Raw genomic sequence first — 18,897 nt, forward strand, 5'->3', positions numbered from 1 at the left:
ACCTGAATCAACCTAGGAACCATGGAAGAAAAAACATCTACTGCGCGGGTGGCTTTGAAGTACGGCGTGCTGGCTTCGGTCGTCATCATGATCTACACCACCATCATCAATGTGGCCGGTTTGGGGCAGAACAAGCTGCTTTCGTCGCTTTCATTTGTATTCATGATCGTCGCCATTGTGTTGGCAATGAAGAATTTCAGGGAGCAGAACAAGGGTTTTATGAGCTATGGTGAAGGCCTGGGAGTAGGATCACTTCTGTCGGCGGTAATGGGGCTTCTGAGCTCCGCCTTTACGATGTTTTACATTCAATTCATTGACAAGACAATGCTCACGCAGAGCATGGATCAGGTGAGGGAAGATATGGAGCGGAAAGGAATGGACGATGCGCAGATTGATCAGGCGATGGAGCTTTCGCAGAAATTCATGTCTCCCGGAATTGTGTTTGTAATGGGGGTACTGGGTTATGTGGTGACCGGATTTATAATTTCCCTGATCGTAGCTGCAATAATCCGCCGGGATAAACCCGTTTTTGAATAACTTTTAAAAGTTGATATCTTAAAATAAAGACAGTGTTTGCAATTTTCCGGAAAGAAATTGGCAGCTTTTTTAATTCGCTGATCGCCTATATGGTGATGGTCGTGTTCCTCACTGCGATCGGGCTGATCGTCTGGGTTTTCCCGGATTCCAATATCCTCGACTACGGTTATGCAGATATGGGCTCGTTTTTTCGCCTCGCACCTTACGTGCTCCTGTTCCTGATCCCGGCGATTACCATGCGATCCATTGCTGAGGAAGCCCGCAACGGTACACTTGAACTCTTGCTTACAAAGCCTGTCACCAATGCAGACCTGGTAATCGGGAAGTTCCTGGCCAACTGGAGTCTTGTTTTACTTACATTACTACCAACACTGATCTATTATTACAGCATTTACCAGCTGGGTAGTCCGGCAGGGAATATTGACTCAGCCGCAGTTGCGGGATCTTACATTGGATTGCTGTTGTTCAGTGGGGCGGTAGTTGCAATGGGCTTGTGGGCATCTTCGCTCAACGACAATCAAATCGTAGCATTCATCCTGGGTGTATTCATCGCGTTTATCTGGTACGTTGGTTTCAGCGCGGTGTCTCAGATGCTCGGTACGGGCATACTTTCAAAGCTGTTTTTATGGGTAGCGCTGGATGAGCAATACCTCGCGCTCGGCAAGGGACTGGTTGACTCCCGCAATGTCATTTATCTGCTGAGCCTCATTGCTTTCTTCCTTGTTCTGACCCTCTGGCGCGTCGAAAAGCTGAGAAAGTAAAAGCTTTGAAAATCAACATGCATCGTTTGATCTAACCGCGTGTATTTGATCGTATATGATTGAAAACACACTAACATGATCGCCTTTTATTTAACACCCGACTCTCCTTCTGAACATGTGCAATCCGGCCGTTTAAGGAGGCGGCCGGGCGTGACAATAATTTACAATCGCGCAGACTGGTTCTTGGGAAATTTCGCTAGATTGCCAGTAAGTAATGCACAATTAACTATTAAGCGACTCTTGGCGACAAGCAAGGTAAAATACTCGGAAGAGGAACTCGTGCTGGCTCTCAAAAGGAATGAGAAGGTGGCATTTGATTTCCTGTACGACCATTACTCGGGCGCTTTGTTTAATATCATTTCAAAAACATTAAGGGACGAGGAGAAAGCCGCAGATGTGTTACAGGAATCCTTCGTTAAAATCTGGAAGAATATAGCTTCATACAATCCGGAGAAAGGACGGCTGTTTACATGGATTATGAACATAGCGCGTAACGGCGCGATTGACGCGGTGCGGGTGGAAGGTAGAAAGCCGGCAATGGATGATATTGAAGACATAGCGGTGAGGAATGAAAAAGACGCGTACGAAGATTTACAGACAACGAGTTCGGATATGAAGGCAATCATAGATATGCTTCGTCCCGAGCGAAAAATTCTCATTGACATGGCTTATTTCCAGGGGTACACTCATGAAGAGATTTCCGAGGAGCTGAGCATTCCGCTGGGCACGGTTAAATCGAGGATCCGAACCGCGTTACAAGAGTTAAAACAATACTTTGCAGCATGAATATCCAAGCATACATAGAGTCCGGCATATTGGAAGAATATGTATTGGGCACTGTTTCTCCTCAGGAAAAACAGGAGGTCGAGTGTATGTCTCATATTTATCCGGAGATCAAGGAAGAGTTGATGAGAACTGAGAATGCTTTGGAAGAATATGCATTGAAACATCAAACACCACCTCCGGCTTCATTGAAAGAATCGATTTTCGCTATGATGAACTTCGATTCGGCTGGTGAAATAAATAATGACACGCAAAACGGTAATACTACCGGCACTCAGGAAGAAGTAATAGCAAACGACAGCATCGAGGCGCCCAGGGTTGTGGAGGCTGATGGTGGCAGGGTAATAGGAGACGCGTTTGAAAGGGTAGTGGTTGAGACGAGAGAAGTAACTCCGCTTTGGGCGAAAGTTGCAGCTGCGGCTGCTATTCTGCTAGCGCTTTTTGCAGGCTGGTCGGCCACGCAGATCAGCGGGTATAAGAGCAGTAACGAGCAGCTGGCTGCTGAAGTCGGCAGTATGCGTGGCGAAATGGAAGGAATGAAAAACAATCTTGCCTATACAGAGTCGCTTGCGGGAATGTACCGGAACCCACAATATAAGGTGGTCAAAATGGCCGGTATGCCGAAGTCTCCGGAAAGCAGTGTGGCGGCATTCTGGAACCAGCAGACGAACGAAGTAATGCTAGATGTGCAGAACCTGCCTGTTGCACCTGCCGGGAAGCAATATCAACTGTGGACGATTGTAGATGACAAGCCGGTGGATATAGGAATGCTTGACAAGGATTTCGCCGGGAAAGTACTTAAGATGAAAAGCACCAAACCTGGCGCAGTTGCATTTGCCATTACCTTGGAAAAAGAAGGCGGCGTACCTTCGCCAACAATGGAGGAAATGTACGTAATGGGTAAAGTGAGCTGATTTTCGCATCGTGCACGTTGCTTCGACCGCCCGGCGGCCCGGTGCGCTCAGCATGATAAGGCATTTTTAACTAGTAAGTGTAAACAATGAAGCGTCGTAATTTCCTAGGTAACATCGCACTGACAGGTGCATTCGTAAATACAATTTCAGAAGGTTCGGCTAAACAGTCCGAACCTTTTTTGCATAACAGCAAGTCGCAGGAAACCCTAACTGCGGATTTGATAGTCGCCGGCGGTGGACTCGGCGGCTGCGCCGCCTCGCTCGCCGCTTTGAGAAACGGATTAACCGTAATCCTCACCGAAGAGACCGACTGGATCGGCGGGCAGATTTCCCAGCAAGGCGTCCCGCCGGACGAGCATCAGTGGATCGAAACGCACGGCGCGCCGAAAGCTTACCGCGATTTCCGCAATGCGATACGGGAATATTATATCAAACATTATCCCCTCACCGACGAAGCCAAAAGCCGTAAATACCTCAATCCGGGCGATGGGGCGGTGTCGCGGATTTGCTGTGAGCCGCGTGTGGCGGTGGCGGTGCTGAACGAAATGCTGGCGCCTTACATAAGTTCCGGCAGGCTTACGCTCCTCACCGAGCACAAAGCCGTTTCGGCCGAAGTGCAGGGCAACTGCGTGAAGTCGCTCGATGTCGTGAGCACGCGCACGGGCCGGCGGGTTACCTTGTCGGCGCCGTATTTTGCCGATGCCACCGAGCTGGGCGACCTGCTGCCGATAACCGGCGCCGAGTTCGTCACCGGCACCGAGTCCAAAGCCGAAACCGGCGAGCTCCACGCCCCCGAAAAAGGTAACCCCGACAATGTGCAGGCATTCACGATGTGTTATGCGATCGACTACCGGCCGGGCGAAAACCACGTCATCGAAAAGCCCGCCGAATACGATTTCTGGCGAAACCACGTCCCCAAAATGAGCAAACCCTGGTCGGGCAGGCTGCTGGACCTGGCGTACTCCAATCCCAAAACCCTCGAACCGAAAACGCTCGGCTTCCATCCGGAAGGAATCAAAACAGGCGATGCGCTCAACCTCTGGCTTTACCGCCGCATCATCAGCCGTCAGAACTTCACGCCCGGCACCTACGCGGGCGACATTACGATCGTCAACTGGCCGCAAAACGATTATATGCTCGGCAACCTCATCGGCGCCAGCGAAAAGGATTTCCGAAAGCACATCGACCGCGCCAAACAGCTCAGCCTCTCGCTGCTTTACTGGCTGCAAACCGAGGCTCCGCGCCCCGACGGCGGCAAAGGCTGGCCCGGCATCCGCCTCCGGAAAGACATCATGGGCACCGACGACGGCCTCGCCAAATACCCCTACGTCCGCGAATCGCGGCGCATCAAGGCACTTTTCACCATCAAGGAAGAGCACGTCGGCGCCGTAAACCGCGAAATGGCCGTCACAAACGGTGCGCCCGGCGACAAAACCAAAGCCGCCTTCTTCCCTGACAGCGTCGGCATCGGCTACTACCACATCGACCTCCACCCCAGCAGCGCCGGCGACAATTACATCGATTTCGCCTCCCTGCCATTCCAAATCCCCCTCGGCGCCCTGCTGCCCATACGCATGGAAAATCTGCTTCCCGCCAACAAGAACATCGGCACCACGCACATTACAAATGGCTGTTACCGCCTGCATCCGGTTGAATGGAGCATTGGGGAGGCTGTGGGGTTGTTGGTGAAGTTTGCTTTGGAGAAGAAGGTGATTCCGAAAAAGGTGCGGGAGGAGAAAGGGTTATTGGAGGGGTTTCAGGGGTTTTTAGTGGGGGAGGGGGTGGAGTTGGAGTGGAAGGGGATAATAGATTGATTGAATAAACGTCAATATTATACCTCCACGAATTACCTAGCTGATGTGAGTCTAATAGATGTTCGACTGTGTGCATATCAATCTTGCAATAATTGTGGAAAAAATATTGAAAAGTTGGTAGATTGCTACATGCAAACTTATCCTAATTCTGTCCATGAGATTTACATATTTTAAATTTGAAAACTTTAAGGGGATAGAATCTCAAAAGCTTGATATCAGCAAAAGTCCCGTGTCAAAAGTATTTGCTCTTGTAGGACTTAATGAAAGTGGAAAGACTACGGTTCTTGAAGCAATTAATTACTTCGCACACAAACCTGAAACTCTTGATGCGCTTAATCTTGGTTCTGAACGAGAAAAGGATATTTACAATCTTATACCAATAAACAAAAGGGACAATTTCAACGGAAAAATTTCTGTTGAGGCTGGAATTGAACTGGACGAGACCGACATTGAAGAGATTACAAAAGCATTCAAAAAACAAGACATACACCTAAAAGATATATCTCGTAACATCTCGTATACTCAGGAGTATCACTTTGAAAATTCTGTTCATTTGGTGGATAAAGATAGATCACTATGGAATTCATCTTTTGAAGCCACCATTGGGAAAGCAAGAAAAGTTGTTAAGCTGGATAACGAGCGTGCTCTAATAGCGAATGGGGTAATAAAAAAACGAATGCCGAGCATTCTCTACTTCCCAAATTTTCTTTTCGAGTTTCCTGAAAAGATATATTTAAATTCATCACATCCTGACTCCAAACATAAATTTTATCAGATAATCATTCAGGACGTATTAGATTCATTAGACAATGGGACTAATATAGAAAGTCATTTGATTGAACGAATACTATCCTCTGACGAAAAGGATCGACGAAATTTAACTAGTCTATTGGGTAAAATGCAAAAGCAACTTACCGAGATTATATTTAAGAAATGGAATCAAATATTCAACAAGGAGATATCAAAAACAGAAATTGTTTTATTTGCGGGTAGTGACGCGGTAGGCGCATATTTAGAGTTCAATATTAAGGATGACGTAGATACATATAGAATTGTGGAAAGATCCTTAGGATTTCGCTGGTTTTTTGTGTACATTTTGCTTACTCAATTTAGAACATTTAGGAAAAAGCATAGTAATGCATTATTTCTCTTCGATGAGCCTGCATCAAATTTGCACCCCTCTGCTCAGACAGAACTATTAAAAAGTTTTGAAAAACTTCCGAAAGTGATCTATACTACTCACAGTCACTATTTGATAAATCCAAAATGGATTGAAAATACCTTTGTTATAAAAAATGAGGCGATTGACTATGAAGATGAATTAAACTATAATTCAAAAAATACTAATATTAAGATTCATAAGTATCGCGAATTTGCAGTAAAGTACCCAAACCAAAGCAACTATTTTCAGCCGATTTTAGAGGTATTAGATTATCGACCGACAAACTTAGAATTAGTTCCAAAAATCGTTATTACCGAAGGGAAAAATGATTTTTATACGTATAGCTATTTTCAAGAGATTTATTTGGGGAAAAAAGAAATTTTAAGAATAATTCCAGGTACAAGCGCAAGTAATCTTGAAAGCTTGATAAGCCTGTATCTAGGCTGGGGGACAAAATTCTTTGTATTACTAGATTCGGATAAGGAGGGCTTAAAACAGAAGAATAGATATTTGGAGCTTTTTGGCGAAAGTATACAGGAGTTAATCATTACTTATCAAGATATTGACAGTGCTTGGACCAATTTTGAGACCGAAGACCTTTTTTTAGTTGATGATAAGTTGAAAATTCAAAAACAAAATTATCCCTCTGAGGATAGTTTTTCGAAAAAAATATTTAATAGAAGTATTCAAGAGTTATATGTTGAGAATGTTCAGTTAAGTTTATCAACCGCAACTGTCGATAATTTGGAAAAGGTGGTAAATTACTTTACAAGTAGGTTAAATGAGTGAAGTACCGCAGTCAACTATAATGGTGATGCAGGTAAGACAGCTATTTTGTAATATGAGTTTCTATTTCTTTATAAAAGTCTCTGCAACGGGCTGGGGGGGCATTTAGAAGCCAATTAGTGTTTACGTGAACTTAGTATTTATTATTGAGTGCCTTCTTATAATTTGCCCTATTCTTTTAAATGTAACATGACCTCTGCTCTTAGTATCGGCAAGTGCCTCACCACAATCCCCCAAATAATATCATCCGAAACCGAATCATAACCATGAATGATCCGATTTCGAACATCGACGAGCTTTCGTGAATTAGTGATTTGAATGGTGCTATCCTTCTTGATAATACGATTCATTGCCTCGCCAATGATTTCAATGTTTCTTTCGACGGCGCGTTTTGTGCGTAAATCAGCTTGGTAGTTGGCAAATAGCATGGGTCGGTCGGCGAAGAAGCTATCGATTTCTGCGATTGCATTTAGAATGTCATATAGCTAGGTTTTGATCTCATTGTCCATACACAAGCTGCTTTTGCTGATTTATATTTTGCAGGAAATATGGGTTTTTAATCGCTTTTTCTTCTAGTAGGTCAACTGGACGCTTGAAAATATCTTGTAACGAGAATTTAAAATCAAAGTAGTTATCTACATAATCTTCGACTTGCATTGGAGTGAAGTCGACGATTAGATCAATGTCACTATCTCCGTCGAATCGATCCGTTAGAACAGACCCGAATGCATATAAGCTTTTCACTTTGTGTGCTCTACAAAGTTTCACGATCGCTTCTTTATAGTTTTCCAGCTTGTTCATTTCGTTGTCTTTCCTTTTCAATGTATGAAAATCCTTGGGCCAAATCTTTACAATTTCGCCGTCTCTCATCACTACCAAAGCGGAATTCTTCTGCCTTTTAAATTCAAGAACGCTTTCAAATGTCTTTTGCATTCCGAGAAGTATCTTCTTTTCCAAATCCAGAGATTTTTCTTCGTCTGTCATAGCGGTTTGAGCTATTATTTACTCAAAATCAACCGCTCCAACCTCCCCATCATTTCATCCTTCTCCTTCAACATCCGTTCATAAAGTTCCATTTTCTCTTCGTTCAATTTCCGTATTTCGGCGAGCGGATTATTATGGTAAGTTATTTCAGAACTTCCAATAAATGCGCCGTCGTGAAATGTATTTGAAATTACATTAATAGCCTGCTCCTCATCAAAATTCCGAATTGCCTCGGCGGGGATTTTAAGGATTGCGGAAACTTGTTCGAGAATGTCGGCGTCAATTTTTTCTTTTTGTTCGAGGAGCGAAACTTTTTGCTGGTTCCAGTCTTCGCCGAGCTCGAAAGCGAGCACATCTTGTTTGATTCCGAGCATTTCGCGGAAGCGTTTCAGGTTGCGGCCTTCGTGGATCTTGGGGTTGGAGGTAGTATGTGTCATACAAAGCGCGATTTTGTTGAAAAGGCAATTTATATAAATATGGCGGGAAGTTTTCGGGTAATTTACGGAGAGAGTTGAGTTATTCACAGTTTTGTTAGGTTGGTTATTTGATGAGGTGATAGGAAGTTTGTGGCTGCCGCGTCGGCCCTTCGACTGCGCTCAGGGTGACAAGGGTTGGAGAGCTCGCCTTTGTCATGCTGAGCGCAGTCGAAGCATCACGTGCAAGAGGCTTTGTCGCTAGGCCCTTCGACTCCGCTCAGGGTGACAAGGGGTGGTCGCTTCGGGTGACAAAGCTTAGTTACCTCACCTTTGTCATGCTGAGCGGAGCGGCCGCCGCTGCGGTCGAAGCACACATGCAGGACGCTACTATCAAGCATTGTTTCACACCGTTAAATCTCACAAAAAATGAACACAAACACACACACAACCCCACCTTCTGGCGCAATGTTGCTGGCTTACGGCGAGGAGGTAAGCGAGTTGCTCAGTAGCAGCGCGGTCGAGCGGTGGAAGGAGGAACTCTGGACGATGTTTGGCGGGTATATTCTCGCTCTAAAAGACTTGGGCTACGCTCCCAACCTGAGTAATACGTACTTTTCCTTCAAACAGCTCCTTGATTTTTTCGAGAACGTGGAGCGGATCAGGTTGGGAGAATCTTCTCCTGATTAAAGATGAAAAATTTTAGATGAAAATGATTATATAGCGTTCGAAATCAATGTGTTTTACCTTTTTTTCGAGAACGTGTATGAGAAAGTTGTTTACGATTTTGGCAATGGCGCTTGTTAGCCTTTCATTTTCCGCAAAAGCCCAGAAAGTGGCAGGATGGGAAATCGGCATTCAGGCTGAGTATGGACGTGATTGGTACCACAAAAGCTACGCAGCCGATGTAAATTACGGGGAAGAGGACCTGTATTTTTCTTCGGATCGCTCGTGGGGCGGGGGGATCTATTTTGAAAAATCCCTCAATCCGCGATGGTCTGTGATGGGGCAAGTAGGTTATGCGCAGAAGAAGGTGCATCCGCAACTTTTTCATTATCCCAGCCAAACTACGGCGCATTATTATACCCGCGAACTGCATCACAGGGTTGCGGCGGATGCGGGATTGAGGCTGTACCTGAATCCGGAATCACAATTTAAGTTTTTTGTCGACGGCAAAATAGGAGGAAATGCCTTTATCTCAATCGTCCAACGCGAAGCCCGCGACGGAGACAGAGTTATTAAAGACGTTTTCGGCTTTCAGCGCGTCGCCCCGGTGTCATCAGCTTCTGTCGGTTTCAAATGGTCGCGACTAACCGTTTCGGCGGAGTATAGAGACGATTTGATGGTTTCAAAACGGAGTGACAAGAGAAGCGGGATTTCGGGCAAGGGATTATTTGGGAAAGTTGGGGTGACATTGTTTGAGGGGAAGAGTAGGTAGTATATCAATGGCGGACCTGCTAAACCTCAAAAATCTCTTTCACTAAAAGCTTAAATGAATCGAGCGACTGGGAAGTCAAAGTTTCGGATTCCGTAAAGGGTTTCAGCCCAATATACTTGCCACTTTCATCAAGCACATACACCAGCACAATACGGTCATTCGGCTCCACCAGCCAATATTCCTTCACGCCATTTTCCCGATAGATCTCAAATTTTTCATTCATCTCCTTCTGCGTATTTCCGGGGGATAGAACCTCAATAATCAAGTCTGGAGCACCAATGCAGCCTTTTGCATCGATTTTAGAGGGATCACAAACCACGCAGATGTCTGGCTGTACTACTGTATGGATTTTCGTAGAGTCCGTCTTTTGAGATGGTGTTAGTCTCACATCAAAAGGCGCGACGAAAACCTTGCAAGTGTTGCGATGCAAGTGATTACTAATCTGCCGAAAGATCTCGCCTACATATTGCTGGTGCCTGGTAGCAGGCGCGGGCGACATTTTGAAAATCTTGCCTTTGATCAACTCAATACGCTCATCGAACTGCCATTTGAGGTAGTCGGCGTAGGAGTATGTTTTGTTAAGATCAAGCTGGTCAAGGTCTAATATTTTCATTTGTTATGAATGCTATGGATTGGGATGTGGCGAAAGACAAAATTGAAGTTGTATGCGTTTTTCATAAAAAAAACATGATTTAAGCGTTTTTCACGATAAATAGGTGATATTCACAACTTTGTAACTTGTTAGAAGGACTCTGATGTATAGCATGGCTAGTGCATCGAGAACAAGACATTAAAATATGCATTTTTCACGAGCGATAACCACTTTTCATGGACGAGAAGCACCGGAAGAAGCAGAGTTAGTTGGGTATGGAGCGGTCATTGATACACTCGCCCTGCCGCTCCCTTTACCGGATACCTTGTCACTTATAGGAAGTCGTCATAAACTGTATTCAACCAAAGGTTGGAAAGTCTACACACCCAGACATAAACCATCGGACAGTCTCTACGGGCACCTGGTATTTGCGCTAAAATATGAAGGAGTTAATCTTCTTTTCTTCAAAAAGCTATTTGATGTCATCGGTAGAGAAGGAGTTGAAACTTTAATTAGATCGCAACCAAATGGGCAATACAGTAGGCGCGTTTGGTTTTTGTACGAATGGCTTATGCCGCAGCCGCTCGATATACCTGATTTGAAGAATGGAAACTATGTGGAATTGCTGAATGAAAATTTACAGTACACTCTTAAAAAGTCTGTGAATGTTCCCCGGCAGCGCATTCGTAATAATTTGCCAGGAACTATTGACTTTTGCCCATTGATATTTAAGTCAGTCAAGCTTGAAGAATACATTGATAAGAAATTGGAGCAGGAAACTTATGAAATGCTAACAAGCGTTCGCGAAGACATCTTGCTCAGGACTTCTGCGTTTTTGATCTTAAAAGATTCAAAGTCTTCCTTTTGGATTGAGGGAGAGTCTCCGTCTCAAACACGGGCCTCTGATTGGGGGATAGCAACTGCCCAGGCTGGAAGTAAAGAGCTTTCATCTGAGGAATTTCTACGCTTGCAGCAGATCGTGCTTGGCGATACAAAAAAGCTCAAGTTGGGATTTCGGAAACAAAATGGTTTTGTTGGTGAGCATGATAAAGTAACAGGCGCACCCAAGCCCGATCACATTTCAGCTAGATGGGAAGATCTAGACTCCCTGCTTAGCGGCCTCTTGGAAGCTGCCAAACTGATGACTGAGAAAGAATATCATCCTGTTCTAATCGCAGCATCGATTGCATTCGGCTTTGTATTTATTCACCCTTTCATTGATGGTAATGGCCGTATTCATCGGTATATCATACACCATTTGCTTGCCCGAAACAAGTTTAGTCCCGAGGGGATGATATTTCCTGTTTCAGCTGCCATTCTTGAAAGAATAGGTGAGTATCAGGCTGTCTTAGAGCATTATTCACGTCCGATCTTACCCTTTATTGAATGGGCCATTGCAGCAGACAATAACGTAGAAGTCAAAAATGAAACGACTGATTATTACCGTTTTTTTGACGCTACAAAACAAGCTGAATTTCTATTTGATTGCATTGCCTACACAATAGCGAATATTATTCCGAACGGTATTAAGCAACTGGAAAACCGTGACACCTTCAAAACACGATTAAATGATGATGTTCTAATGTCAGATAAAAAAGTTGAATTGGTTATCAAGTTTTTAGAGCAAAACGAAGGACGATTGTCCCGAAGAGCAGTAGATAAAGAGTTTGATGAATTAGAACACGAACAAATTCAACTTGTCGAAGAGCAATACAAAGAAATCTTCAAAAGGGAACAGCCAGTTAGATACTCTATCGTGATCAGGCCGCCAGCTGACATTATTGAAAAAGTAAAAGGAATGAAAAATGCTTTGAAACAAGCAATTGGCGGCTTTTTTAACAGCGTAAATTCAGAGGCGCACATTACTTTGTTCGAATTTCATGCTTATGAAAGTGACTATCCAATACTGCTCAAAGAATTCAAAAAAATAATTGAAGGCCTAGATCCATTTGATATTAAGTTGCATGGATTTAAACATTTTCCGACCAACGGCGCATTTTACATTCAGCCTACCATTGATTCATCGAAAGAGATCGTAGCAGCGTCTAAAAAGTTTAAGGGAGAACTTAACTCAGAGTTTTTGAAGGAGTTAACGGAAGGTTGGATGGAGCTGTTTAAAGTACCCCACATGTCAATTGGCCGAAAACTTCAACCAGAATGGATTGAAATTGCTTATTCACTTTTCACAGAGTTTAAAGCTGAATTTCGCTGCGACAGAATTACAATCAGAAAATTCAATAGTAACAGACGACAGTTCGACGTAATCGATGAATTGCCCATGCTAGGAAAAGGGTTTGCGTCTGATAATCAGTTGAATTTGTTCTAACAAAAAAAGCGAGCAGCGCTCCGCGCTACTCGCCAAATCCATTTCCGTCGGTTTCAACCGACGGAAAAAGGGGTCATGCAATCATTTCGCCTTCTTCAGCGCCTCCGTCGTCAGCCAATATTTCGCAATCATATTCGGTACTTCCCATTCCGGCAGCTTGCCTGCTTTGAGGAATCCCATATAGGCATTCGCAACCTGTGCGAAGTGCGATTCGTGGCCTGTGTCGTATTTCGCAGGAATCGTAATCTCCCAGCCGGCAGCGATTTTTTTCAATTCAATACCAGGGTATTTGTCCTGAACCGGTTTGAATGCAGCTGCAACTGCGTCTTCATATCCTTTGCTCTTGTCTTTGGTTTCAATGTAAAGCACAGGTTTGTATTTCTGCTCTTTACCCTGACGTACGATCAGGTTGGATTTTGAACCTTTCATGATCGAGTAATGCGTGTCGCCGGTACCTTCGGGAGCCTGAAAATTCCATAGAACAGAGACTTTTGCATGTACTCCTTTCAGCTTGTAGGTCATTTCACCATTTGAATACACATTCAAAATGGTATCCTTCACATCTTTTTTCAGGAAGTCAGGGAAAGTTTCGCTTTTGGTTACCAGCTTGAATTGCGATGGTGTCAACTGCGTAGCGGTGCGTTTTGAGCTGAGCAGCTCCATGTCTTTTTGGTAATCCAAAGTCACATCCGGAAATGCGCTCCATTGAACCAAATCAACCAGGTGCGTAGTCACGTCCACCATGCCTTCGCCTTGTTGTTTTACATCAAAAAACCACGTGGGGCGTACCAGCGGCTCGCCGGAAATGTATTTGAAATAGTGGTGTACACTTTCCTTCATCACGGAAGGATTTTCAGGTGTACCTTTTTGCAACTCACCAAAAATCTCAGGAAGCGCAGCCAGCTCGCGTTGCAGTGTGTTGGTGATCTCATAACGCTCGGTCATGATATCATATAGCAGCACATTGTTCTTTTTTGCACTTTCAAATGCGTCTTTCAATTTATCAAAACCAGCCGCGTCGATCGCCATTGGTTTGTCGGCAAGCACATTCAAGCCCGCGTCAACAGAACGTTTGATATAGTCCGTTTTCTTCTGATTATTTCCGGCCAACACCACCACATTCCCTTTTTTCTCAGACAGCATTTTGTCCATGAAATCGGTGCCGGTATATACTTCTTCTTTCCAATGCGTCGGGTTCTCGGGCGCGGAATTGTACTTCTCCACTTTGTCGAGATATGCCTTCACATCGGGACCTTCGGAGGCATACACGTGCACGACAGAGTCTACATCGTCATACATGGATTTCTGAACAAGCGCCGCGTGGAAGTGACCGGGCTCCACCACGATCAGGCTGAGCGGTTTTTTCGACTCCTCACTTTTACCTTCTTCCTTTTTCGTATTACATGCCTGGTTGAATGCCATTGCGCTTAATAAAGCGGTTGTCAAGAGTTGTTTTCTCATTTGAATGGGTTGATGTAACAGGTGCAAGATAGTTTCAAAACGAACTATGCCTGACTGTAAGACGAAATTTCTTTGAGCATCCCTGAACTCGCTTTATCGATAAAAAGAATTGCATTCGGGTGGTTGCGCAGGATCGTCGACGGGTACAATTCCTGAATATCTTCCTCAACGGTATGGGCAATCGCCTGCGCCTTTTTCTCTCCCGGAACAATGCAAAAAGCATATTTGGCCTTCATCAAAGTAGGGATCGTAAGCGTCAATGCAGTGGCAGGTACCTCATTGAACGTATCAAAACACGCGTCATTTACCTGCTGTTGGCGGCAAGCATCGTCAAGCTCCACCTGTTTTACAACCTGCGGATCATCAAAAAACGCCACATGCGGATCGTTGAATGCCAAATGCCCGTTTTCACCAATACCCAGACAAACAATATCGGTAGGGTTATCGAGCAGCAGCTGCGCATATCGCTTGCATTCCGCATCGAGGTCAGCTGCATTTCCGTCGAGGTAGTTAACCGATTTAAGCGGTTTGAAATCGAACAGACGTACTTTTAAAAAGTAGCCAAAGTTTTGCGGCGCATCGGCAGGGATACCTACATATTCGTCCATGTGAAATGCATTGATCTTTTCCCAGGCAATTCCTTCCTCTTCCTTCAATGCATCCAGGAATTCATTTTGAGAAGGCGCCGAGGCGAAAATGATGTTCAATGTATCTTTTGAGACCTGCAATTCCCTGATCTTGTCTGCTACTAAGCGAGCCGCATCAGTGCCCATTTCTTTTCTTGTATCAAAAATCTTTATTTCCAGATTGTCAACTTTCATCTCTCGTGTTGTTAATACTTATATAGCGTTATTGTAGATTACTTTTCCTTTCACGATGGTTTTTTGTACTGATATGTTTTGGTCAAAAATTACAATATCAGCATCTTTCCCAGCCACTAGGGAGCCTTTTCGCTGGTCCACTCCCATGATTCTTGCAGGTGTCAAACTCGCCATTCTCACTGCATCCAGCAGCGAAACATCCGCCATTTGAACCATCGTCCTGATCAGCCTGTCGGCTGTTGACACGCTTCCTGCAAACGAAGTACGGTCGGGCAGCTTGGCCACACCGTCTTCCACAATTACTTTCAACCCGTTTTTAAGCGAGCCCAGCGTACTTTCCCCTTCGGGCATTCCTGCGGCGCGCATGGCGTCGGTAATCAATGCAATGCGATCGGCTCCTTTGATTTTATAGATCAGCTTCAAAAGCGGCGCAGGTAAATGCACCCCGTCGGCGATAATTTCCACGTCCATATCCAGCAAAAAAGCGCTTTCAATGGTACCCGCGTACCTCAATGCATTCCGCCGCGTTACACCCGACATTGCTGAATATAGATGCGTGGCAAGCGTATAGCCATTTTCAAATGCATCCAAAACCTCCTCATAAATAGCGTCGGTATGCGCTACTGCGGCCAGAATGCCTTTTTGTCTTAATCTTTTACCAAAATCAATAGCCCCCGGCAACTCCGGCGCAGCACTCCACCGGGTAATGGAAGAAGAATAAGCCAGCACTTCTTCATATTCGGCAGGATCAGGATTGCGGATATAACGCGGATCCTGGGCGCCCCGCTGGCTCAATGCGAAATAGGGACCTTCCAAATGCATCCCGAGAAACTGCGCGCCGTTTGTATTCACTGCATTTGCTTTTTCATACAAATCCAGCGTTTCCAGCAAATCAGCCTTTTCACTTGTTAAAGTAGTGGGCACCATTGCTGTCGTGCCATATTTGGCATGCGTTTCAGCAATTCCTAAAAAGGCTTCCACACTTCCATCCATAAAATCATGTCCGCCACCACCGTGAATGTGAATGTCGATGAAGCCAGGTGCGATGTAATGTCCGTTTGCGTCGATTACCTGCGCGTCAGGTACATGAATATCTCCCTGATGAATGCCAATGATTTTTCCTTCCTCTATTACCAGCGTACCGTTTTTGATATAGCGGTAAGGGGTGATTAGTGTGCCGTTTGTGATTTTTGTTTTCATTTCAAAATATTAGATTTTACCATCGGGCTTGCCCAACCACTTTGTCATGCTGAGCGCAGTCGAAGCAGAATGCAGGATGTCCTTAATACCAGAGCGGTCGCCTTTACCCTTCGACTGCGCTCAGGGTGACAAAAGCCGACAGCCGACTGCCGAAAGCCGACAGCATTTAGAAGCCCCACCTCCTCAACTTATGCCCCTTCACGGCATAAAACACCAGGTACAAATAACAAGGAATCAATACCCAATACGCCTGCCTTACGTCAAACTGATCGGCGAAGTAGCCGTAGAAGAGCGGCATGATTGCGTTTCCGCAGAGTCCCATGATCATGATTGAGGCACCTAGCTTAGTAAAGCGGCCCAGATCATCCAATGCAAGCGGCCAGATGCCTGCCCAAACCAGTGAGTTGGCTAAGCCAAGCAATACCACAAACCAGATCGAAATGTCGGTCTCGTGTCCGAGGAAGTTAACCTGCCCTTTTGTGAAAATAATAAGCAGGGAAAACACGGTACCCAGGATCGTGCAAATGCGTAATGCATTGACTTGACTGATGAATTTCGGAATAACCGTAATACCGATCAGGTACCCGCAGATCGTGCAGAACAAAGTGTAGGAAGGAAAAACCTTCGCTTCCAGTAAGTCAATGCCCATTGAATTGGCATAACCGATAATGGTGTCGATCGCGATTACCTGCGTGCCTACGTGCAGGAAAATCGCCAATGCACCCAGGATCAGGTGAGGGAACTGGAAAATGCTCGTTTTCCCCGCATTGGCAGTTGCTATCTCCTCACTCTCGTGTTCGGTATCGATCTCCGGCAGTGGCGATTTGAATACCAGGATACCCAGCACAAACAAGAACGTACCCAATGCGATATACGGATTGATCACGCGACGGATCAGCTCGTCCAGCGCGGCGCTTCTTTCAATGTCTGTCATTGAACTGAGCTGCGCGAATAGGTCCGTGTCGGTCGGTTTCAGGATAACGGCTGCAAACACAATGGGCGACAAAATACCCGCTGCTTTATTGCAGATCCCCATGATACTGATTCGCTGGGCGGCTCTTTCCTTGGCACCCAAAATGGTAATGTAAGGGTTTGCGGCAGTTTGCAGGATAGCCAGACCGATACCGATGGTAAAAAGACCAAGCAGGAATATCTCGTAAGTACGGGTCATGGCGGCGGGCACAAAAATGAATGCGCCCAAAGCCATCGACCAGAACCCGAACATCATACCCTTTTTAAAACCAACCTTCTTCAATAAAAATGAAGAAGGTACCGACATCACGAAATAGGCAATGTAGAATGCGAATGCGACGAGGTAAGCCTGAAAACTGGTGAGCTCGCAGGCGATTTTGAAATAAGGGATCAATATCGAATTGACCCAGGAAATGAATCCGAAAATGAAAAACATTACCCCGATCAGGAAAATGGAAATGGTCGTTTCCTGACGGGTAAGGTTCTCAACTTTTATTGCGGCTGTTGCTGTTTTCATATTTAAACCGTCGGTTCCCAGCCCTTCTGATATTCTCTCTTCCACAACTTCTCCGCCTCCTTATTGCCCTTGATATGCCCATTCGTAGGGTCCACATTCAGCACACCGCCGGAGCGTACCGCAATGTTTCCGAGCTGCGCGAGCAATGTGCTCTGGTGTCCGCCTACAATCTCGGCATTCAATGCAGTGCCTTTTTTGATACCGTCAAAGAAGTTCTGGATATGCAATGCGTCGAGTCCCTGTGACGGGTTCATCTTGTTAAGCGGGTCGATCACGAAGTCGTTCTTCGCTTCTTTCACCAGTTTGTTTTTAAGGTCGAAAATCTGGTAAGTATTGCCCTCGCCGATCTGCAGCGAGCCATTTTCACCGTAAAAGACAACCCCTACACTAGTCCCTTCATTGGTGCGGCCATTGCAGCTGCGGCCTTCCCACGACATCATGGTATTGTTTGCAAATTCAAGATTGATCACCTGCGTATCCGGTGTTTCCCAATCATCTTTGTAGCGGAATCGGCCGCCTGATGAGGTTACCCGCGTCGGGTATTCTACTTGCAAGCCCCAGCGCAGAAGATCGAGCATGTGGGTTCCATTGTTCAGGGCTTCGCCTGTTCCCCAGTTCCAGAACCAGTGCCAGTTGTAATGCACCACATTGTCTTTGTAAGCTTTGCGAGGTGCTGGTCCCTGCCATAAATCATAGTTTAGCCAGGATGGCACAGCTGTTTCTTTTCCAATGCCGATTGATGCGCGGTTATTGGTATACCAGCCTGTTCCATAATACACCCGGCCAATTACTCCGTCATGCAAAGACTTGATCGCAGCAGCTACATTAGGCCATGAGCGACGCTGGTTACCCATTTGAATTACATTCTTATACTTTTTTGCAGCCTGGATCAGCAACTCGCCTTCATGTGGATTGTGGCTGCAAGGTTTTTCGAGGTACACGTGCTTGCCTGCTTTTGAGGCGAGTATCGCCGCTGGTGCGTGCCAGTGATCGGGGGCTGCCACTACCAGCGCGTCCATATCCTTGTTCTCCAGTGCTTTCCTGAAATCGGGTACGTTCGCGGGTTTGTATTTGGCAATTTCATTAACGGTACTGATCGCCTTTTCAGCAGCGCGGGAGTCTACATCCGAAATGGACACGATCTCGCAATTAGGCTGCAAAGCGTAGTTCGAAGACAATGCGAGTCCGCGGCTGTTTACGCCCATCATTCCTACGCGCACTTTCTCGTTTGCGCCGATAATTTTGGCATAGCTCTTAGGAGAAAAGCCCGGTAGTACGCCGCCGAATGCAAGCGCTGCGCCTCCTGTAAGCGATTTCTTGATGAAATCTCTCCTGTTGTTGCCGCTTTCCTGGTTTCCCGAAGCAGCGTTGTTGTTATCGTTCAGATTGGTTGTCATTGGATATAGGTTTAAGATT

Annotated in this window: 18 protein-coding genes; 9 read left to right on the forward strand and 9 right to left on the reverse strand. The window is 45.5% G+C overall.

What is annotated here, in order from left to right; genetic code table 11:
• The first annotated feature begins 21 nt into the window (after positions 1–21).
• From AC1XTG_RS06685 to AC1XTG_RS06710, 6 genes are all read left to right on the forward strand, one after another.
• Entirely contained in the window at positions 22–537 is a 516-nt protein-coding gene (locus AC1XTG_RS06685) for a DUF4199 domain-containing protein (RefSeq protein WP_056280329.1), read from the forward strand.
• Between the two features lie 32 nt (positions 538–569).
• Positions 570–1,298 carry a gliding motility-associated ABC transporter permease subunit GldF gene (gene gldF / locus AC1XTG_RS06690; protein ID WP_056280331.1) on the forward strand — a complete coding sequence of 243 codons (729 nt, stop codon included), beginning with the start codon at positions 570–572 and terminating at the stop codon, positions 1,296–1,298.
• A gap of 240 nt (positions 1,299–1,538) precedes the next feature.
• Positions 1,539–2,084 carry an RNA polymerase sigma factor gene (locus AC1XTG_RS06695; protein WP_229238548.1) on the forward strand — a complete coding sequence of 182 codons (546 nt, stop codon included), beginning with the start codon at positions 1,539–1,541 and terminating at the stop codon, positions 2,082–2,084.
• Positions 2,081–2,995 (forward strand): anti-sigma factor, encoded by a 915-nt coding sequence (locus tag AC1XTG_RS06700; protein WP_484841415.1) that lies wholly within the window; start codon positions 2,081–2,083, stop codon positions 2,993–2,995. The genes AC1XTG_RS06695 and AC1XTG_RS06700 overlap by 4 nt, the downstream gene beginning before the upstream one ends.
• A gap of 86 nt (positions 2,996–3,081) precedes the next feature.
• The gene (locus tag AC1XTG_RS06705; RefSeq protein ID WP_484841416.1) at positions 3,082–4,809 is read left to right on the forward strand and encodes an FAD-dependent oxidoreductase; all 1,728 of its coding nucleotides are present in this window, start codon (positions 3,082–3,084) and stop codon (positions 4,807–4,809) included.
• A gap of 154 nt (positions 4,810–4,963) precedes the next feature.
• Positions 4,964–6,760, forward strand: a complete 1,797-nt coding sequence (locus tag AC1XTG_RS06710) for an AAA family ATPase (protein WP_484841417.1) — start codon at positions 4,964–4,966, stop codon at positions 6,758–6,760.
• A 167-nt stretch (positions 6,761–6,927) separates the two neighbouring features.
• On the opposite strand, the gene AC1XTG_RS06715 is transcribed toward AC1XTG_RS06710, so the two are convergent.
• From AC1XTG_RS06715 to AC1XTG_RS06725, 3 genes are read right to left on the reverse strand one after another with little or no spacing between them, the layout of a single operon-like run.
• A complete protein-coding gene (locus tag AC1XTG_RS06715) occupies positions 6,928–7,233 on the reverse strand; it encodes a HepT-like ribonuclease domain-containing protein (protein ID WP_484841520.1) in 306 nt (101 codons plus the stop codon).
• A gap of 22 nt (positions 7,234–7,255) precedes the next feature.
• Positions 7,256–7,741 carry a nucleotidyltransferase family protein gene (locus tag AC1XTG_RS06720; RefSeq protein ID WP_484841418.1) on the reverse strand — a complete coding sequence of 162 codons (486 nt, stop codon included), beginning with the start codon at positions 7,739–7,741 and terminating at the stop codon, positions 7,256–7,258.
• Positions 7,742–7,755: 14 nt separating this feature from the next.
• Entirely contained in the window at positions 7,756–8,178 is a 423-nt protein-coding gene (locus AC1XTG_RS06725; protein WP_484841419.1) for a helix-turn-helix domain-containing protein, read from the reverse strand.
• 405 nt (positions 8,179–8,583) lie between these two features.
• Between AC1XTG_RS06725 and AC1XTG_RS06730 the strand changes: the two genes are divergently transcribed.
• Entirely contained in the window at positions 8,584–8,844 is a 261-nt protein-coding gene (locus AC1XTG_RS06730; RefSeq protein WP_484841420.1) for a hypothetical protein, read from the forward strand.
• A gap of 76 nt (positions 8,845–8,920) precedes the next feature.
• Positions 8,921–9,592 (forward strand): hypothetical protein, encoded by a 672-nt coding sequence (locus AC1XTG_RS06735; RefSeq protein ID WP_484841421.1) that lies wholly within the window; start codon positions 8,921–8,923, stop codon positions 9,590–9,592.
• A gap of 19 nt (positions 9,593–9,611) precedes the next feature.
• On the opposite strand, the gene AC1XTG_RS06740 is transcribed toward AC1XTG_RS06735, so the two are convergent.
• On the reverse strand, positions 9,612–10,205 hold the full coding sequence (locus tag AC1XTG_RS06740; RefSeq protein ID WP_056280356.1) for a Uma2 family endonuclease: 594 nt from the start codon (positions 10,203–10,205) through the stop codon (positions 9,612–9,614).
• 184 nt (positions 10,206–10,389) lie between these two features.
• On the opposite strand from AC1XTG_RS06740, the gene AC1XTG_RS06745 reads away from it, so the two are divergent.
• On the forward strand, positions 10,390–12,510 hold the full coding sequence (locus AC1XTG_RS06745; protein ID WP_484841422.1) for a 2'-5' RNA ligase family protein: 2,121 nt from the start codon (positions 10,390–10,392) through the stop codon (positions 12,508–12,510).
• An 81-nt stretch (positions 12,511–12,591) separates the two neighbouring features.
• On the opposite strand, the gene AC1XTG_RS06750 is transcribed toward AC1XTG_RS06745, so the two are convergent.
• The 5 genes from AC1XTG_RS06750 to AC1XTG_RS06770 all read right to left on the reverse strand — a co-directional run bounded on the left by AC1XTG_RS06750 (position 12,592) and on the right by AC1XTG_RS06770 (position 18,878).
• The gene (locus tag AC1XTG_RS06750; RefSeq protein WP_484841423.1) at positions 12,592–13,971 is read right to left on the reverse strand and encodes a putative oxidoreductase C-terminal domain-containing protein; all 1,380 of its coding nucleotides are present in this window, start codon (positions 13,969–13,971) and stop codon (positions 12,592–12,594) included.
• A 44-nt stretch (positions 13,972–14,015) separates the two neighbouring features.
• A complete protein-coding gene (locus tag AC1XTG_RS06755) occupies positions 14,016–14,792 on the reverse strand; it encodes a glucosamine-6-phosphate deaminase (RefSeq protein WP_056280362.1) in 777 nt (258 codons plus the stop codon).
• 18 nt (positions 14,793–14,810) lie between these two features.
• A complete protein-coding gene (nagA, locus tag AC1XTG_RS06760) occupies positions 14,811–15,992 on the reverse strand; it encodes an N-acetylglucosamine-6-phosphate deacetylase (protein WP_484841424.1) in 1,182 nt (393 codons plus the stop codon).
• 166 nt (positions 15,993–16,158) lie between these two features.
• Positions 16,159–17,481, reverse strand: coding sequence for a sugar MFS transporter (locus tag AC1XTG_RS06765; protein WP_056280367.1), 1,323 nt, complete (start codon positions 17,479–17,481; stop codon positions 16,159–16,161).
• Between the two features lie 2 nt (positions 17,482–17,483).
• Entirely contained in the window at positions 17,484–18,878 is a 1,395-nt protein-coding gene (locus tag AC1XTG_RS06770; protein ID WP_484841425.1) for a Gfo/Idh/MocA family oxidoreductase, read from the reverse strand.
• Positions 18,879–18,897 lie beyond the last annotated feature (19 nt).

The organism is Dyadobacter sp. HNCC25DJ183 (assembly GCF_056895175.1).

Bases quoted from the DNA above. Each gene is read 5' to 3' on its own strand.
- AC1XTG_RS06755 (WP_056280362.1), bottom strand. From the start codon at position 14,792: ATGAAAGTTGACAATCTGGAAATAAAGATTTTTGATACAAGAAAAGAA.
- AC1XTG_RS06735 (WP_484841421.1), top strand. From the start codon at position 8,921: ATGAGAAAGTTGTTTACGATTTTGGCAATGGCGCTTGTTAGCCTTTCA.
- AC1XTG_RS06770 (WP_484841425.1), bottom strand. From the start codon at position 18,878: ATGACAACCAATCTGAACGATAACAACAACGCTGCTTCGGGAAACCAG.
- AC1XTG_RS06700 (WP_484841415.1), top strand. From the start codon at position 2,081: ATGAATATCCAAGCATACATAGAGTCCGGCATATTGGAAGAATATGTA.
- AC1XTG_RS06725 (WP_484841419.1), bottom strand. From the start codon at position 8,178: ATGACACATACTACCTCCAACCCCAAGATCCACGAAGGCCGCAACCTG.
- AC1XTG_RS06765 (WP_056280367.1), bottom strand. From the start codon at position 17,481: ATGAAAACAGCAACAGCCGCAATAAAAGTTGAGAACCTTACCCGTCAG.
- AC1XTG_RS06740 (WP_056280356.1), bottom strand. From the start codon at position 10,205: ATGAAAATATTAGACCTTGACCAGCTTGATCTTAACAAAACATACTCC.
- AC1XTG_RS06705 (WP_484841416.1), top strand. From the start codon at position 3,082: ATGAAGCGTCGTAATTTCCTAGGTAACATCGCACTGACAGGTGCATTC.
- AC1XTG_RS06720 (WP_484841418.1), bottom strand. From the start codon at position 7,741: ATGACAGACGAAGAAAAATCTCTGGATTTGGAAAAGAAGATACTTCTC.
- nagA (WP_484841424.1), bottom strand. From the start codon at position 15,992: ATGAAAACAAAAATCACAAACGGCACACTAATCACCCCTTACCGCTAT.
- AC1XTG_RS06750 (WP_484841423.1), bottom strand. From the start codon at position 13,971: ATGAGAAAACAACTCTTGACAACCGCTTTATTAAGCGCAATGGCATTC.
- AC1XTG_RS06745 (WP_484841422.1), top strand. From the start codon at position 10,390: ATGCATTTTTCACGAGCGATAACCACTTTTCATGGACGAGAAGCACCG.
- AC1XTG_RS06730 (WP_484841420.1), top strand. From the start codon at position 8,584: ATGAACACAAACACACACACAACCCCACCTTCTGGCGCAATGTTGCTG.
- AC1XTG_RS06685 (WP_056280329.1), top strand. From the start codon at position 22: ATGGAAGAAAAAACATCTACTGCGCGGGTGGCTTTGAAGTACGGCGTG.
- AC1XTG_RS06710 (WP_484841417.1), top strand. From the start codon at position 4,964: ATGAGATTTACATATTTTAAATTTGAAAACTTTAAGGGGATAGAATCT.